The organism is Pusillibacter faecalis (assembly GCF_018408705.1).
Lineage (GTDB): Bacteria > Bacillota > Clostridia > Oscillospirales > Oscillospiraceae > Oscillibacter > Oscillibacter faecalis.
This window is the reverse complement of the sequence record NZ_AP023420.1, coordinates 2,266,357-2,282,326: the sequence shown is the minus strand read 5'-3', so window position 1 is coordinate 2,282,326 and position 15,970 is coordinate 2,266,357. Positions and strand designations below refer to the sequence as shown.

The window sequence follows — 15,970 nt, the reverse complement described above, 5'->3', positions numbered from 1 at the left end:
ATGTTTCAAAAGGTATTTGAATACGCGGGGCCGCATAAAAAGGGCCTCTACGCGGCCACAGCGGTGGTGCTGGTCAGCGTTTTGATGGGCGTCCTGCCCTTTGTGCTGGCCTACCAGGTGATTGCTCCGCTGGTGATGGGAGCGGAAATTGAGGCTTCGTTTCTCATCCTGCGGGTGGCTTTGGTGCTGGTGTGCCTGGTCTTGCAGGCTGTTCTCTATGGCTGGGGGCTCAATCTTTCGCACAAGGCCGCCTATGACACGCTGCTCCGGCTGCGGACCGCTCTGCAAAAGCGGTTTGAGAAGCTGCCCCTGGGCGTGATCCAGGACAAGGGCACCGGCACAGTCAAAAAGCTGTTTGTCGATGATGTGGACAGTTTGGAGGTCCTGCTGGCCCACTCTATGCCGGAGGGGATCGCAAACCTGATGGTCCCCATCGCGGTCTATGTGGCTATGTTTTTCGTGGACTGGAAGCTGGCGCTGCTGTCCCTGGCCTCCATCCCCATCAGCCTGATCGCCATGATGACCATGTACTCGGTTGGCATGAAGAAAATGGGTCCCTACTATATGGCCGGCCAGAAGATGAACAACACTATCATTGAGTACATCAACGGCATGGAGGTTGTCAAGGTATTCAACAAGGACGCGGACTCCTATGAGCGGTTTCGCAAGGATGTTTCGGATTACCGGGATTATACATTGGCCTGGTACAAGGCAGCGTGGCCCTGGATGGCAATTTACAGCAGCCTCTTGCCCTGCACTGTGATCCTGGCCCTGCCGCTGGGGGCGTGGTTTGTCCTCTCCGGCTGGTCGGCTCTGCCGGACCTGATTTTGGTGCTGTGCCTCTCCCTGAGCATCGGGATGCCGCTCCTCAAATCCCTGGGTTTCCTGCCCACCATGCCCCAGCTCAACTACAAAATTTCTGCGCTGGAACAGGTTTTGGACGCGCCGGAGCTTCAGCAGACGCCTGACAGCTTCCACGGCAAGGACGATACCATCGTTTATGACCATGTTTCCTTTGGCTACACCAAGACACAGCCCGGCCCGGACGGAAAGCCCATGGTGGTGGAGGATGAGGTACTCCACGACATCAGCTTTACGGCCAAGGCCGGACAGAAAACGGCCCTGGTGGGAGAGTCCGGCTCGGGCAAGAGCACTCTGGCAAAACTGCTGATCCACTACTATGACCCGCAGAAAGGCAGCATCTCTATCGGCGGGCAGAAGCTGTGCGACATGAGCCTGGAAGCCCTGAACAGCCGTATTTCCTATGTGGCGCAGGATCAATACCTGTTCAACACCTCTCTGCTGGAAAATATCCGCATTGGACGGTTGAACGCTACCGATGAGGAGGTCTTGGAGGCAGCGCGCAAGGCCCAGTGCATGGAGTTTCTGGAGAAGCTGCCCCAAGGAATTCACTCCATGGCGGGCGATGCGGGTAAGATGCTCTCCGGCGGTCAGCGCCAGCGCATATCTCTGGCCCGTGCCATCCTGAAGGACGCCCCTATTGTGGTGCTTGACGAGGCCACCGCCTACGCCGATCCCGAGAACGAGGAAAAGATGGAGGCGGCGATTGCGGAGCTGGTGAAGGGCAAGACTCTGGTGGTCATCGCCCATAAGCTGCCCGCGATTATGAACGCCGATCAAATTTGCGTCGTAGACCACGGCAAACTGGTTGCGTCAGGAAAGCATCAGGATCTGATCCAGTCCTGCCCGGAATATCAAAAGCTGTGGAAGGCGGCCCAGGACAGCGCCGAATGGAAAGTACATACCGCAAAGGAGGGAAACTAAATGTTTGCACTGTTTTCAAGGATTTTGAAACTTGCCGGTCCATATAAAGGGCGTATTCAGGGCGCTTTTGCCTGCGCGTTTGTGGAGTCGATCCTGTCTAAAATGCCGATCTTCCTGGCCTTTTTGGTGTTGAGCGGCTTTGCCGCCGGAACACTGACCGGGCAGACCTGCCTCTATGTGGGCCTTGGCCTCGCGGCGGCCGTGCTGGTGCAGATGCTGGTCCACTATCTCAGCGACAGCCTCCAGAGTGCGGCGGGCTACCTGATGTTTGCCGGGAAGCGCATGGAGCTGGGTGGACACCTGCGGAAACTGCCCATGGGCTACTTCACCTCCGGCAATATCGGCAAAATCAGTTCTGTCCTCAGCACCGATATGGTGTTCATTGAAGAAGTCGCCATGAGCACGCTGGGCAACATGATGAGCTACCTGCTGTCCTCCCTGGTCCTGCTGGCGTTCATGTTCTATCTGAATTGGCAGCTGGGCCTGATCGCGGCCCTTGTGACCATTCTGGCGTGGCTGGTTTCCAGAGGGATGAACAAGGTTTCCCTGCGGGAAGCCGCTGGCCGCCAGGAGCAGAGTGAACGGCTGACGGACGCGGTGCTGTCCTTTGTGGAGGGCATCGGGGTCATCAAGAGCTATAACCTGCTGGGCGAGAAGTCGGAAGAACTGACCGACAATTTCAAGCGGTCCAGAAATACATCCCTCGCCTTTGAGCGGAAGATGACCCCGTGGACCATGGGGCTGAATGTCCTTTATGGAATTGGGATTGCCGCGATTTTTGGCCTGTCGGTCTTTCTGGAGCGGAGCGGTGTCCTTTCTCTGGCCTATGTGCTGGGCGTTCTCCTGTTCGTCTTTGACCTGTTCGGGCCGCTCAAGGCGCTTTATGGCGAGGCGTCCCGCCTGACCGTGATGAACGCCGCCCTGGATCGTATTGAGGCTGTATTGGATGAGCCGGAGCTCCCGGACACAGGGAAACAGCATATTCCGGCTCAGGCACAGCCCGGCCAGCCAGAGGTGCGGTTTCATGATGTGGCCTTTGCCTACCAGGACAAGGAGGTGCTGCACCACATCAGTTTCTCTATGTCGCCCAATACCATGACCGCTCTTGTGGGTCCCTCCGGCGGCGGGAAGTCCACCATCGCCAATCTGCTGGCCCGGCTGTGGGATGTGAAAAGCGGCAGTGTTGCCATCCGGGGTGTGGATACCCGGCAAGTCCCCCTCGCAGAGTTGATGGATCACATCAGCATGGTCTTCCAGCGCGTGTATCTCTTCCAGGACACGATCTACAACAACATCAGTATGGGCAAGCCAGACGCCACCGAAGAAGAGGTCTATGAGGCGGCAAGAAAAGCCCGCTGCTACGATTTCATCATGGCTCTGCCCGATGGGTTTCAGACTGTGGTGGGAGAGGGCGGCGCAACCCTCTCTGGCGGTGAGAAACAGCGCATCTCTATCGCCCGCTGCATTCTGAAAGACGCTCCCATTGTCATTTTGGACGAGGCGACCGCCAGTGTGGACACCGACAACGAGAGCTACATTCAGGAGGCCATCTCTGAGCTGGTAAAGGGTAAGACCCTGCTGGTCATCGCCCACCGTTTGAACACCATCCAGAACGCCGACCAGATTTTGGTCATCAGCGACGGACGGATCTCGCAGCATGGCACTCATGAGGAGTTGATGAAACAACCCGGTATTTATCAGGATTTCGTCCATATCCGTATGAACTCTGCCGGTTGGAGTCTGTCTTGATGGAGAGGAGCTCCCCATGAAACAATTACACGCATCTGGCGAAGACTATCTGGAAGCAATCCTTGTCCTAAAGAGGAAGAAAGGTATGGTACGCTCCGTAGATGTGGCCCGGCATCTTGATGTATCGAAACCCAGTGTGTGTCATGCGGTCTCTACTTTGAAAGAGGGTGGGTTTCTCATTATGGACGAAGACTCTTTCTTGCACCTGACAGATGTGGGCCGAGAGGTTGCTGAAAAAACCTATGAGAAGCACTGCTTTTTCACCCGCCTGCTGGTGGATGCAGGTGTAGAGCCCAAGACCGCCGAGCAAGATGCCTGCCGCATGGAGCACGCAATCAGCGACGACAGTTTTCAGAAAATAAAATCAGGGCTAAAGGACAAATAAAAGGCGGCCGATCCGTCGAGGCCATTGGGGGTGATAGAGCGGGAAAACTGTTCATATGTACGGTTATGCCCTCCGCCTCCCTGCGGTGCATGGCTTTGTGTATTGATGTTGCGTGCCGTCAAGTGTTCTGGCAGGGTCAATCATAGAGTTGCCCCCTATGGAGTTTGATGTGTTCCATTTGCTTGTCCAGCGGCCCGGACGGGTGTTTTCACAAAGGGAAATCTATGAACTTGTCGATCCTGATTCGTTCGACAGCAGTTGGACGGGTATCTCCAGCATCATTTACGAGTTGCGTCATAAGCTGAACGCTGACTTTATCCAAATCGTGTATGGGTAAGGTTATAAATTTTTGCCGCCGGGACGCCATAATAAAGCCTAACAGGGGGAGCTTCCGATCAAAAGCCCCCCTGTTTTAATATAGTTGCGTGCTTTCTTATACTCCGCACTCTGTATGATGCCGCTTTTTCTTACAAGTTAGAAACTGTCATTTATGTTGATTTGATCAGCTACTAGAACTTACGATGGCATAAAACTTGGGTACATATCAATGTTTTGCTTTAAAGTCTAATAGAATCAATATTAAACCCGTTGCAGCAAGAAGCGCGCTAATGACGTATATCAAAATCGTGATACTTGATGGTTTAGATGTGGCAATGAATCCTAATGTAGCAGTTGCGACAGCAGAAAGCGATGAGCAGATTAGGGAAGCAGAAAATAAAACAGCTGATGCGAGTATGAGCAATGCGCCTACTATTGATTTATTGTTCATAATGATACTCCTCCTTTAGAAACGCCAATTTATAGAATTATTGTACAGACAAACCAAACCGCTGTAAAGCGTTTTTAAGTGGAAACACCATACGCCGTTACAGGCGGCGTCCAGTTTGTAGACCCAGAGCAGGCACCAAAGGATATATCCACAGGTAGGGTTGTCAGAATGTGATAAGTCATGGACGTTCCCCAGTTGGAGCATTGTCGTCGAAACACATAAGTCGCTTGACCTGTGACGAAATTGGTGAAAAATTTACGAGAAGCACTCTTTTTTCACCTGTCTGCTGATAGACTCTGACGCAGAGTACAATACAGCCGAGTGGGATGCCTGTCGAATGGGGCGCGCAATAATCTATCCTTTTTGTATTACTACTGATTATATAATACTGTATATCAGGGGGGCGTGTGGCAATGTACAGTGAGCAGATGTGGCAGAATGCCAAGAAAAAGTGCCGGTTGAACGATGCGGATATCGCCTTGGCCAAGCGTCTGGGGCTGACCTCCCAGAGTCTGATCAAAAATATCCCCAGCAAAAACGAGCCTTGGAACGCCCCGGTTAGTGTATGGCTCTACGAGATGGACGCCAAGCAGCAAAAAAAGACGCCTCAGCGTCAGAAACGCCGAAGCAGACAGGATACAAGCGAGAATTAACGCATCCATTCTGAGAGAGCACCAGGGCGGGTATCTGTACAGATACCCGCCCTGTCTGCTTTTCTGAATAACTTTAGTTGCCCTTATTTCTCAACTGCGATGTAGACGATGTATTCCACCCCTTCATTCTCCAGGGTCCATGTTCCGTCATACTCATCGGCAGGTTCACTACAGCACAATTCAGCACCGTTTTTATCGAAGAGAACCGCCTCCGTCCATGAGGATTCGTCTCGGCAGCCGCAGCACTTCACATCCATTTCTTTCCCATCGGGGAAATGAGCTGTATAGGTGATGGTGTTGTCCTCCCCCTGATAGGCATCCTCTGTATCAGCGTTCAGGTAGTCATTGATCTGATCCATCACGCTGCGCGGAATGGTCAGTACCGTGGCACAGACTATTTTCCCGCTGTACTGGCAAACCTTTTCCTGCCAGATCTGCTTCAGGGTTTCTTCTGCTGCCCGGATGTGATCCAGAACCGGTTGATGCATCCTGACCCCATTATCGTGAAAGTCTACAATCATGTCGCCATGCGCTGTCAGAAGCACATTGGCGAGGACCTCACCCTCTTCATTGTCGTCTGCGCTCTTCCAAGCATCGATGGAAACGGCGGCAAGCAGGTCATGGCCACCATTTGCGCCGTTTTCCACTGCGGGGCCCCAAATATAATCGTGTCTGATTTCTGAAAAATTCATATTCGCATTCCTTCCCTGATGATTCATTATAGGGGATTCTATCAGTTGCAAGGTACAGGCTTGTAACCTGCGGACTCCTTTTGTATGGAAAGCCAACTTCCTGCTCCTGTTGCTCATCACTCTGCTTCCATGAAGCCCAGGATGCGCCACCAACCATCATCGGCTTTAATCAGAACCGCATCGCCCTCCCCACATGCGAGGTTGGCGTGGCAAAATGGGCAGATTTCAATATGCTCTCCACATGGATCATCATTCCAATTCATGACCCAATACTCAGGCTTCTCTATGTGGTTTAGCCAAATCTCCTGATTGGGCGGGAGTCCCTGGCAACGATGAAGGGCCTGTTCCCAGACCATGCAGTATCCATCTGCCAGTTCTTCGCCAAGTCGGCGTCTGTCCGGAGTTCCCGCCAGAATCAGGCGTTCTGGTGGAAGCAGCCTCCATTTTTGAAACATTTGTTCCCGCTTTGCTTGGATATCCAATTCTTTCTGGCACTCAAATAAATCGAATTGTTTCATGTCTCCTCCAGATTTGTTCCAGATATAGTCTGTGCGCATCCGGCCTCACACATAGCATCAGACCAGTGTTCACCAGTATCTCTATCTATCGTCACGTATTCTCTTCTGAATAGTCGTAATCAATGCATCCGTCCGCTTCCGTAATCTGCGGCTCCCGTTCATGAACCAGAACGAACCTGCATTCTCCGTCATGATTGAACTGGCAAGACCGAGATTCGCACTCAAAGCAGCGCTTCCTTAATCCATAGAGCCGCTTTGTCTCCGGTACATAATCCTCGGCACCTCCGTACAGCAGGTAGGCAATGCCCTTGCTATACCGCTGATCAAACCAACTCCATATTTCCTCCCGGTGAATACCGACCCCCCACCCCATGAATGGGGCCTCGATACATTCGGTCTCCGGGTTCATCGGCACATCTCCAAACTCAGCCCAGAGTTTCTCCAGTTCCTCATCCCGGTCGCGCAGAGTCTCTATCTCCTGCAGCCCATCCATCACCGCACAGTAACTACAGTACGGGATGGTCTGATGCAGTTCGTCCATTGTCTCAGTCGCCTGTCTTTTGACTTCATTCATGTTCTTTCTCCTCAAATCCTTTCCTGTTTTAACCCGAAAGCATGGGTTTTGAGATAGCAGATTGCCTCATCTAAAGATGTAAAATCCCGGTGTTCTGAATCCAGAAGAATATATTTACTATCTGCGGGTACACAGTGCTCTGCTTTCTTGAGGTCGATGTGTGTGGAGAACATCATGGAATCCGTTTCGCGGCACAGTCGCCGGAATTCCTCGCTGGACATCTTCATCTTCTCTTCCAATAAAATTGCACGCAGTCTGCTGTTCACAAGGCTGGCACCCAGGCCGATACTGCTGTTGCTGCCGATGCCGTCCTTCTTGGAGTCGATCAGCCATGCCCCGCCGCTCAACCGATTCGAATTAAACCGGATGGTAACATTGATGTGATAGTGGTCCCGCAGGAACTCGGCTTCCCGCATGACAACGGTGTCCAACTCGTTGGAACATCCTCGCCAACCGCCGCCCACAATATAGTTGTGTACAGCAATACCAGGACTGCGGGAAATCTTGGCAAGTCCATCCTTTTGAACAATCTCTGCAGTGCAGCTGGAAACAGCGGGATTCACCTGTTTATTCTCTTTCATACTGTTCACTCCTCCATATAGTCATCGAACACCGGCGCCTCATCGGCTGAAATTGTCTCCCCTTCGCCCTCAACACCGATGAGTTTATCCATGCCGCCATTGCCGACAAAGGCCATGATGCCTCCAAATTTCTTTCCAGCCCTGGCATATATATCCTGCTCGCTAAGTGTTTCATCATCTCTGACTTTGATCCGGACTGAAACTGTAACTTCTGCATGGCCCAACACCCTGATATACTTCGTCTGGTAAGTTCCTCTCGCATGATCGTTTTGCTGGTCCACAGACCGCTGTATGTCCTGATGTTCACCTTTCTGAGCAGTAAGATACTCCCGTACACCATCCGCTTTGATGCGTTCCACAATGGCATCCGGCAAATTGAGGTGCATACAGTCCCATTTGAAATTCGGATTGTCTGCTTTGGTCTCAAGGCTTTCCGCAAGAGATTTCTCCACATCGTCGGGAAAATCTTTCTCCGGGGCTACAAGCCTAAATGCGTGATAAATACCACATTCGCCTTCAAAATATCCGTAGCAAAGTTCAACATTATAAGGCATTCTCATATCTCCTTTTTTGATGTGATCTATATATAATCGGTGTGCCGCAGGGCGCACCGCAGAACAGGGACGCCCCGGCCACAATGACAGCGGGGATCTATATAAAAAAAGCGGCCGATAAACCGATCTATTTCTTGTACAGTGGCCCAGGCTAATCCCGGGCCGGCATCAGGAAACAGAGCAGCATCAGAACCGCTTTGAAAACATATTCGGATGTTCTTTATTTTTCTGTTGACATACAAAAAAGTATGTGTTATACTATACATACAATTTTGTATGTTGGGAGTGCATAGTCATGGACCGAATGATGGACCGAATCAAATACTATCGGCAGCGCAGTGGGCAGACCCAGGCTCAGGTGGCGAACAAACTGGGGATGGCCGTCAGCAATTATCAAAAATATGAGTTAGGAGCGCGGGAGCCATTGGAAAAAAACCTTCCTGCTCTGGCTGATGCACTGGGTTGTTCTGCCTACTCCCTGCAAGAGAGCGACAAGGAGCGATTTATCCGAATATACAATAAATTTGTCCGGGAAGCGGCCATGCATAGATGGGACTCCTATACGTTCAACGCAGAGGAATTTCTGGCGTATGATATCGGTGAAGATATCATGGGATACTTTGTAGAGTATTTTAATCAAATTGAGACAGTAAACCCGGAACTGTATAGAAGATGGCAGTTTGTGACCAACTATCCAGATGCACTGTTTAATGTTTTGGATTTGCTTGAGCAGGCCCAGAAGGCCACTCAACGCGGCGCCTTAGAAGCAGACTTCCGCTCTCTTATCACCAGAGAACACCCGGTATATTTTTGGTACTTCATTATTTTCGGGTATATTTTCCTCGATCTATTCGTCGGTGAAACTTCGTCAGTCAAACTCGCCGCTGATTTTCAGCGGTATATGTGTGAGACCATCAAGGGCTATGAGGAAATCAGTGAGGGCGAGGCTTTTTCCGAGTATATCCACCGGATCTGTATTCCGTTTTTTGACTATGCCTTAACAGCGGTGGAGTATATGGTCGATGAACACGCAACGCTTGAAGTCGCTTTCCAGGAGACTGTTGTAGGCGAACTTTGTGGGGTCGAGATTGCTGATGTAGAACTCTTCCGCCCGGCGCAGCCAGACAGCAGTCCTGTCTGAGACGCAGTTAGGACTATGACGGAGCAACACAGATGCCAGTTTGGTACCCACCACTCCTTTGTATCTGCGCTGCATGTCTGAAAAACAAAAAGTGCCCAAAAGCCAACAGGCTTTCAGACACCGTGTAACACTGTTCACTGTAAACTGCTCAAAGCAATTTCTGAGACTGATTGAAACTATTATACCCTGTGTATGGACAAATGGCAATAGTTTTCCCGCGCCATGACATCCAATTCGATACTTTCCCTCTTGCAATTTCTGATCCATCCCTGTATAATGCAGACATATAGTATCCGTTGTTTGCCCAAAGCAAACAAAGTAACCGTGTTTAAAACTCCCAGAGGTTTATGCCTTTGGGAGTTTTTTTGTTTTCCGGCCCATTGGTGGAACAATTCTAACTTAGGCGGTTCCGTCCACAAGGCACACGAGGCTCTATGCCCGTGTGCCTTTTTATATATAATCCCATAAATGCGAAGAGAGGAGCGGATAAAAACACATAAGAAGAAGTTTTCATCTGAAAATTCACAAAAGAAACGAGGTGCTATGGATGACCCGCGCAAATCTGCTACTGATTCGAGAACTGAATGTCAATGGCGACGGTGACTTTGCTGATGTGATGATTCAGTTGGAGCGCCCCCTCACACCGGAGCAAAAGCGCGCCCTCCGGGTGGAGTTGACCAGGCTCAAGCAAGTTCTGGATGACCCCGACACAGATTCCGTTGTGGAACTTGCTATCCACAATATTTTAGGTTCTGCCGCTGCGCAAAGCGGTTATGACCTCATTGAGTTTTGAAAGAGGTGCTGGAAATGCCCGACGAAAACCAACCCATCGCCATTACGATGGAACGCCTATTGGATTTGACCAACTATATCATCGATCATATGGTCAATGACGCTGGCGGCCATGTCCGCGAGGTGATCGAGACCCTGTCAGACCTTGATTTTACCGAAGAAGAACTGATTGAGGTATTCCATTTCAGCGAAACAGATGTCAAGGTCTGTCTGGCATACGCTGATAAGGACAAGGAGGTGGAATAGCCGTGACCAAGGATAAACTGCGTCTGCTCCTTTTTGATGACTGCAATCGAAACTGTCCCGGCTGCTGCAACCGGGATTGGGACCTCCAAGCTCTCCCGCTCTGTCAGGACTACACACCATATCGTCTCATCATGCTCACAGGCGGTGAACCTATGCTGTATCCGGAGATTATTCGGGAGGCCATCGCAGCAATCCGGAGGCAGACCAATGTGCCTATCTACCTCTATACGGCTATGCCGGAACAACTGGACGCGCTGATGCCACTGTTGGACGGCGTGACGGTGACGCTTCACACACCGGAGGATATCCCGGTATTCCAGTCTTTTGACCGGACTGCCCAGAACCTTACGGGGAAATCGCTTCGGTTGAATGTATTTGATGAAGTCGGAACTGTCATCTGCCGTCCGGAATGGCAGGTGAAGGACCACATGAGGTGGATTCCCAACTGCCCGCTGCCAGAGGGGGAGGTGCTGATGCGGTACCAGCCGTCAAAAAATCCGTAGCCAAGATGGGGGGATACCCAATGAAGAAAATTCAAGTCACCTATTTTTTCGAGGATTCGGGCTTCTGCAAGGATGTCTTCAAGTCAGTAGATATTCCCCATTACTACTACAATCGTGACACTGCAAGCGGAGTGTGGTACACCTCAACACCGGACTATTATGCAAATGACCGCCGTATCCAGCAGGATGTGATCATTGAGGTTGTTGCCGGAGGTCGGGTCATCGCCTTGGACGGCAACGGAGACTTTGAGGGAAAAAGGCCATTTGTCCCTTTCAATGAGTTTGAAAAGTCTCTTGCAAACTCATTTGCAGGACAGCAGCCGAAACTGCGGAGCTATGAGGAAATGAAAGCGAAACTGCTGTCCCTGCCGGGCGGTGAGGCGTATGCTGATCCGCACCGTTACTGGGAAAATTGGGTCTTCAATCTGGATTTCAGGCATGTGACCGAGCAGATCGTAGGCGCCGCCAGTTGGATGGGTGTTGAGTTCCATATCCTTGCAATCCAATATACGCACATTCCTACTGGCTTTGTATTTACAAATTACCGCTTTCGGCCTGCCTCCCTACCCTCGGGAAGCGACAGCCGTGACCTGTTGCTGTATGACTGGCAGGCCGAGGATTTGTCTGCGGCGCTGCCCGATCAAAGCGGAATAAACAAGAACAAGGAGGAGTAAGAGAATGATCCCTAAAATTACACAGGAGCGGCCCAATGTTGCGCCTAAATACTGGTGTGGGACCTGCGGCCATGCGTTACCACCGCCGAATGGCCCTGAAACATGCCCAAACCCGGTGCCATGGAAGTTCTGTTCCATCTGTGGTGAGCCCATCGAGTATGACAAGGCAGAACCTGTCCGGTGGGTTGAACAGAACTGTGAGCGTTGCGGACGCCCGCTGATCCGTAAATCACCTGCGGATATGGCTCCGCCTGATTTTATCGCTTCCCCCGACTATGTGGGTACCTCATTGTGTCGTAACTGCATGGAGGAACACTGCGTACAGACCAATTGCCTACAGTGCGAGATTGGCCATTGGCCAAACTGCCCCTATACCTATATCAAGCGACTAGGCTTGGAAAAACACGCTGATGGAGCGGCAAACAATGAGTGAGAATCATCCCTCAAAGCCTATCAGAAAAGCCGGCCCCACCACCGGCGAACTGGTTTTAGATCGCGGGCTTGCCCTGCATCTGCTGGATCAGATGGATGTGATCCGCCGCAAGCACTCCGGAAGCCTGCCTCCCCCCTGCGACTATTATATGCGCTCTATGGAGGCGGTCATCGCAAGAGCCGCTGATTATGAAAGCCGTAATGAATGGACGGATGCGCTTAAAGTAGATGAGCAAAGCCGGTATTTCCGAGATCTACAACTCGTGGAAACATGTAGTAATTTTTAATCGGAGAAAGAATGGTCTGTGTCCACACAGCCCGTTCTCCAGAAAGGATTTGGTTTATGGAGTACCACTGGTACGAAGATTACTGGGATATCCCCAGACGTTCTCCAAAGGGACACGTTACTGGCAGCGGGTATTATATTACAGGCCGTCTATTGAAATACAAACAGCCATATATCCACACAGATCAGACCGCCTTTCTCCGCACCGAACTGTTTGACATGGGGTACCGGATTTTTCTGCACTATGCGAACGGGGCGGTCATGGAAATCAAGTTGGGAGATAATCCGCAGCCGGTCGGTCCACTCACGGCCTCCAGTGATCTGCAGAGCATTTTGTTCCCCGATGGACATCTCAAACACCCAGTCATATGTTAAGCAACAGACTGGAGTTGGAAGATTATACTCAATGCCTAAATTCAAGCATTTATCTTAATCTGGCACAGGACTGAACAGCACAAAGCGGAGCACGAGGACAGGGTTACACCACTCATGCTCCGCTTTTCCATTTTCTCAGGCACAGTGCTGCTCAGAGAGGCCCCACTTCAACTCATGAAAAGGAGACGCTTGCGGATGGAATCCATAAATCGTCCTATTTACAGGTTTTTTTCGTTCAGGACCTCCGAGAGGATGGCCAGCGAATATGGACACTGTTCCGGCCAAGTTAATCTTCAGACTGGAGAAATTCTGGCCAATATCTCGTATGGGCTGTTCCATTACCCGGAGACTTATCAGTTGAATCTGGCTGATTCCATCAGCCAATTCCCGCATACGACAAAGGAACTTATAATCTGCGCGGCCAGACACGCCGCGAATGAAGAAGGAGTCAGAGGGATGACAAGACGCAGGGTAATCTTTGTCTGTAAAGATGGCCGCCGATACATCACAGAAGAATATAGCGGAGACAGAAGCGAATATGCTGCCCGTGGCCGCTGTCTGGACAGCTGCGATATGGACTGGCCTGAAATCCGGGACATCTTCCAGGAGCCGGCAACCTATACGCAGTTTATCAAGGCCAATTTAAGGGCACAAGCGGCCTACCACTCTTTTCGCAGCGAGAACGGGAACAGTGGTATCGTGCGCAATCTGCGCAAAGGCCGCGAGGGCCCCTATGCTGACAAAATTCTGTTTGTTTACGCAGCACCATTGGCAACTGGGGGCCGGATTTTTGAAACAAACTACACCTGTTTCACCCCCGTACCGGGTCTCCCCTATCCAGCCTGTACTGGCCAAGGTAAGAAACCATGCTTGGAGTGTCCGCTCCGTCAATCCTTTCAAACCGCCGAGTTGGCTCAGTTGCAGGCGGAGCACAACTGGCCCAGGGCAGTCCACACCGATGGCGATGACGCCTATCTGATCGGCTCCCAGAGCAATCAAGCCGGTCTGGTACCCGTGTATCTGTTCCCGGACTGTCAATGTGCGCTATCTAGCGAGACACTGTATCCGGCAGAGGAATATTACCGACTACGCGAGATTTTGCGGAATGATCCCTCCGCATTTGATGACCAGTGTGATCTATTCCGCTCCTATCCTCTTGACTGGTATAAGGAATTGGCCCTTTACGCTATGAGGTGTGTGGCGCGAACACACGGTTCACCGATGGCAGAATCCGTCCATGACCAAAGTGGACAGACCGCCCACGACATCAGCAAAGCAATCTTCGAGGAGCAGGATCTCTTTGATCCATATACTGATGCGGCGTTTCTGGCCGCCGCCGAGCGAATCCTGCCGTGGTATATCCGCCGCTACGTAAATAGATGAATAGGAGATACTATAATGGGTACAGAATTGATTCGATCCGTAACGGTGCAAAAGAATAATGTCTATCTGACTTCCAAGAGCAATAATGATGACCAGCCATACCGCTTTTGGCACTGCGAAAGTCTCTCAGAGGTCTATCGGAAGGAGGGGCTTCCCGGCCTGGACCGCGAGGTAATCCGTATGCTTTGCGAGTATGCACAGTTGGTCGGCAACCATAAAAGCATCGCCCGGTACCGTTCTGCGCTGAGGAGTAAGAAAGCCACCCAAATCCACCAGCAATTCATAGCCAAACTGAACGCTGCTTATTCTTTGCTGAGCGATGAGGATAAGGCTCATCTCTATTTTGCTCAAACTGCGGCCGCTAAACGGTTCAGACAGACGGAGCGAATGTTGCTGGACCAGAAATATACTGCTATGGCGCAACTCTGCAGAAAAGATACAGGTGAGTCGATCCAGGCGCCGATTTCCACAGGCCGAGGTGATTTGGCATGAACAAACAAATCAAGGAAGCCCTCGCTCTGGAGCAGCAGGCACAGCAGTTCCTTTCGGCTCTGAAGAACGAGATTGGAGCGGCCATCGAGGCTACGGATCCGATGCCCGGAGTACAGATCAGCGGGACGCATCCAATCTATGCAGTCGTAAATTTATCGGCTCTCCACCGGCACAGCCTGGCGCCCAATGTTTATATTCCTTCGGCACAGGCGGATGCAGTCCGCAGCAAACTTGCACCAAAGCAGACAGTACAGGGGCTTCTGGAGGCACTGGAAGATATGACCGAGAAGCAGGCTGCCTGTTTCCCCAACAACGGCACCGTCCTGCTCAACGACAAAACAGTCGGTGCGCTGCGCCAATACCTCCATTCCGCTGTTGAGGAGGATGCAGAGCATGGCTAAATTGACAAAAGCCCAGGCCAAACTTCACGAGAAGGCAGTGAAGTTGCTACAGTGCAAGGAATTGAGCGAAGCCGACACACGCTTTGTTTTTAATCACTACCGCGAAGACGCCAACCATATCAATAGTACAGCAGGAGCCTTTTTTACACCATACGGACTGGCCCGTGACTTTAGGCTGCATATCCCGCTCAATTACAAAGACCACGTCAAACTCATCGATCTCTGCGCTGGTATCGGCATACTCAGTTATATGGCGGCACGTGCTTGCGATAATCATAACCAGTGCAGTGTGGAAATCACATGCATTGAAATCAATCAAGATTATGTAGATGTTGGAAAACAACTTCTGCCAGAAGCAACATGGATCTGCAGCGACGCCCTCGATCCGGCTCTGCTCAGTAGTCTTGGGCATTTCGACTGCGCCATCTCAAATCCGCCATTCGGGCGCATCCACTCTCCATACCGTAGGAATTACAGCAGCAGTCAGTTTGAGTATATGGTCATTGAGGCTGCTGCTTCAATTGCCGACGCAGGTGTTTTTATCATCCCCCAGATAAGCGCGCCATTTGTTTACAGTGGCACAAATAATGTGCGCTGGCGGGAGACAGGCCCCGCTCGTCTATTTGAGCAACAGACAGGTATTGAACTGGATTTTAATGTCGGGATCGACACATCACAATACCAGGCTGATTGGCATGGGACATCCCCACACTGCGAAATCGTCTGCTGTGATTTTACCAAGCGTACCGGTCAGTTGACCATGATGCCGCTGAATATAGGAATTGCCTAATTTGTTGTCAAAGATTTCTGAAAGAGCCGGGGACCTTGTTAACGATGTCCCCGGCTCTTTTTTATTTCTGTTTTTTGAGTTTCTTTCCTCCTCGTTTGATTGACCGAAAGGGAAACAAATGGACAGTATAGAGTCCTCAGGAATAACACCTACAATCTCTATAACACACTGCAACTAAAGGAGAATAGTTCTCTA

The 15,970-nt window shown here is 51.1% G+C and carries 21 protein-coding genes; 15 read left to right on the top strand and 6 right to left on the bottom strand.

Annotation, left to right across the window (positions count from 1 at the left end):
* The 4 genes from KJS55_RS11265 (at position 1) to KJS55_RS11250 (ending at position 4,256) form a co-directional block, all read left to right on the top strand.
* Positions 1-1,785, top strand: coding sequence for an ABC transporter ATP-binding protein (locus KJS55_RS11265; RefSeq protein WP_055179965.1), 1,785 nt, complete (start codon positions 1-3; stop codon positions 1,783-1,785).
* The gene (locus KJS55_RS11260; RefSeq protein ID WP_055179963.1) at positions 1,786-3,534 is read left to right on the top strand and encodes an ABC transporter ATP-binding protein; all 1,749 of its coding nucleotides are present in this window, start codon (positions 1,786-1,788) and stop codon (positions 3,532-3,534) included.
* 16 nt (positions 3,535-3,550) lie between these two features.
* Positions 3,551-3,919 (top strand): metal-dependent transcriptional regulator, encoded by a 369-nt coding sequence (locus KJS55_RS11255; protein WP_055179962.1) that lies wholly within the window; start codon positions 3,551-3,553, stop codon positions 3,917-3,919.
* A 112-nt stretch (positions 3,920-4,031) separates the two neighbouring features.
* Positions 4,032-4,256 (top strand): helix-turn-helix domain-containing protein, encoded by a 225-nt coding sequence (locus tag KJS55_RS11250; protein WP_256182568.1) that lies wholly within the window; start codon positions 4,032-4,034, stop codon positions 4,254-4,256.
* A 207-nt stretch (positions 4,257-4,463) separates the two neighbouring features.
* Here the strand turns inward: KJS55_RS11250 and KJS55_RS11245 are convergent, their stop codons facing one another.
* On the bottom strand, positions 4,464-4,688 hold the full coding sequence (locus tag KJS55_RS11245; RefSeq protein WP_145984970.1) for a hypothetical protein: 225 nt from the start codon (positions 4,686-4,688) through the stop codon (positions 4,464-4,466).
* Positions 4,689-5,101: 413 nt separating this feature from the next.
* Here KJS55_RS11245 and KJS55_RS11240 point away from each other — a divergent pair, with 413 nt between their 5' ends.
* Positions 5,102-5,341: a hypothetical protein gene (locus KJS55_RS11240; protein ID WP_055179956.1), complete on the top strand. Its 240-nt coding sequence runs from the start codon at positions 5,102-5,104 to the stop codon at positions 5,339-5,341.
* 83 nt (positions 5,342-5,424) lie between these two features.
* Here KJS55_RS11240 and KJS55_RS11235 read toward each other — a convergent pair whose 3' ends face one another.
* From KJS55_RS11235 to KJS55_RS11215, 5 genes are all read right to left on the bottom strand, one after another.
* Complete coding sequence (locus tag KJS55_RS11235) at positions 5,425-6,033, bottom strand: hypothetical protein (RefSeq protein WP_145984969.1); 609 nt, start codon at positions 6,031-6,033, stop codon at positions 5,425-5,427.
* Positions 6,034-6,149: 116 nt separating this feature from the next.
* Complete coding sequence (locus KJS55_RS11230) at positions 6,150-6,551, bottom strand: hypothetical protein (protein ID WP_055179952.1); 402 nt, start codon at positions 6,549-6,551, stop codon at positions 6,150-6,152.
* A 91-nt stretch (positions 6,552-6,642) separates the two neighbouring features.
* Positions 6,643-7,125: a hypothetical protein gene (locus tag KJS55_RS11225; RefSeq protein ID WP_070103839.1), complete on the bottom strand. Its 483-nt coding sequence runs from the start codon at positions 7,123-7,125 to the stop codon at positions 6,643-6,645.
* Between the two features lie 11 nt (positions 7,126-7,136).
* Positions 7,137-7,706: a hypothetical protein gene (locus tag KJS55_RS11220; RefSeq protein WP_055179949.1), complete on the bottom strand. Its 570-nt coding sequence runs from the start codon at positions 7,704-7,706 to the stop codon at positions 7,137-7,139.
* A gap of 5 nt (positions 7,707-7,711) precedes the next feature.
* The gene (locus KJS55_RS11215) at positions 7,712-8,260 is read right to left on the bottom strand and encodes a hypothetical protein (RefSeq protein WP_055179948.1); all 549 of its coding nucleotides are present in this window, start codon (positions 8,258-8,260) and stop codon (positions 7,712-7,714) included.
* A gap of 295 nt (positions 8,261-8,555) precedes the next feature.
* On the opposite strand from KJS55_RS11215, the gene KJS55_RS11210 reads away from it, so the two are divergent.
* The 10 genes from KJS55_RS11210 to KJS55_RS11165 all read left to right on the top strand — a co-directional run bounded on the left by KJS55_RS11210 (position 8,556) and on the right by KJS55_RS11165 (position 15,775).
* Positions 8,556-9,401 (top strand): helix-turn-helix domain-containing protein, encoded by an 846-nt coding sequence (locus KJS55_RS11210; protein ID WP_055179946.1) that lies wholly within the window; start codon positions 8,556-8,558, stop codon positions 9,399-9,401.
* Positions 9,402-9,948: 547 nt separating this feature from the next.
* Positions 9,949-10,194 (top strand): hypothetical protein, encoded by a 246-nt coding sequence (locus KJS55_RS11205; protein WP_055179944.1) that lies wholly within the window; start codon positions 9,949-9,951, stop codon positions 10,192-10,194.
* A gap of 14 nt (positions 10,195-10,208) precedes the next feature.
* Entirely contained in the window at positions 10,209-10,439 is a 231-nt protein-coding gene (locus KJS55_RS11200; RefSeq protein WP_055179942.1) for a hypothetical protein, read from the top strand.
* A 2-nt stretch (positions 10,440-10,441) separates the two neighbouring features.
* Complete coding sequence (locus KJS55_RS11195) at positions 10,442-10,942, top strand: radical SAM protein (protein WP_055179940.1); 501 nt, start codon at positions 10,442-10,444, stop codon at positions 10,940-10,942.
* A complete protein-coding gene (locus KJS55_RS11190; protein ID WP_228300521.1) occupies positions 10,873-11,616 on the top strand; it encodes a hypothetical protein in 744 nt (247 codons plus the stop codon). Before KJS55_RS11195 ends, KJS55_RS11190 begins: the two co-directional genes overlap by 70 nt.
* Before the next feature lie 425 nt (positions 11,617-12,041).
* Complete coding sequence (locus KJS55_RS11185) at positions 12,042-12,335, top strand: hypothetical protein (protein WP_145984968.1); 294 nt, start codon at positions 12,042-12,044, stop codon at positions 12,333-12,335.
* 830 nt (positions 12,336-13,165) lie between these two features.
* Positions 13,166-14,092 (top strand): hypothetical protein, encoded by a 927-nt coding sequence (locus KJS55_RS11180; protein ID WP_213543351.1) that lies wholly within the window; start codon positions 13,166-13,168, stop codon positions 14,090-14,092.
* 15 nt (positions 14,093-14,107) lie between these two features.
* Positions 14,108-14,584 (top strand): hypothetical protein, encoded by a 477-nt coding sequence (locus tag KJS55_RS11175; protein WP_055179930.1) that lies wholly within the window; start codon positions 14,108-14,110, stop codon positions 14,582-14,584.
* Positions 14,581-14,985 carry a hypothetical protein gene (locus tag KJS55_RS11170; RefSeq protein WP_055179928.1) on the top strand — a complete coding sequence of 135 codons (405 nt, stop codon included), beginning with the start codon at positions 14,581-14,583 and terminating at the stop codon, positions 14,983-14,985. The genes KJS55_RS11175 and KJS55_RS11170 overlap by 4 nt, the downstream gene beginning before the upstream one ends.
* Positions 14,978-15,775, top strand: a complete 798-nt coding sequence (locus KJS55_RS11165; protein WP_055179926.1) for a methyltransferase — start codon at positions 14,978-14,980, stop codon at positions 15,773-15,775. The genes KJS55_RS11170 and KJS55_RS11165 overlap by 8 nt, the downstream gene beginning before the upstream one ends.
* The last annotated feature ends 195 nt before the right edge of the window (positions 15,776-15,970 follow it).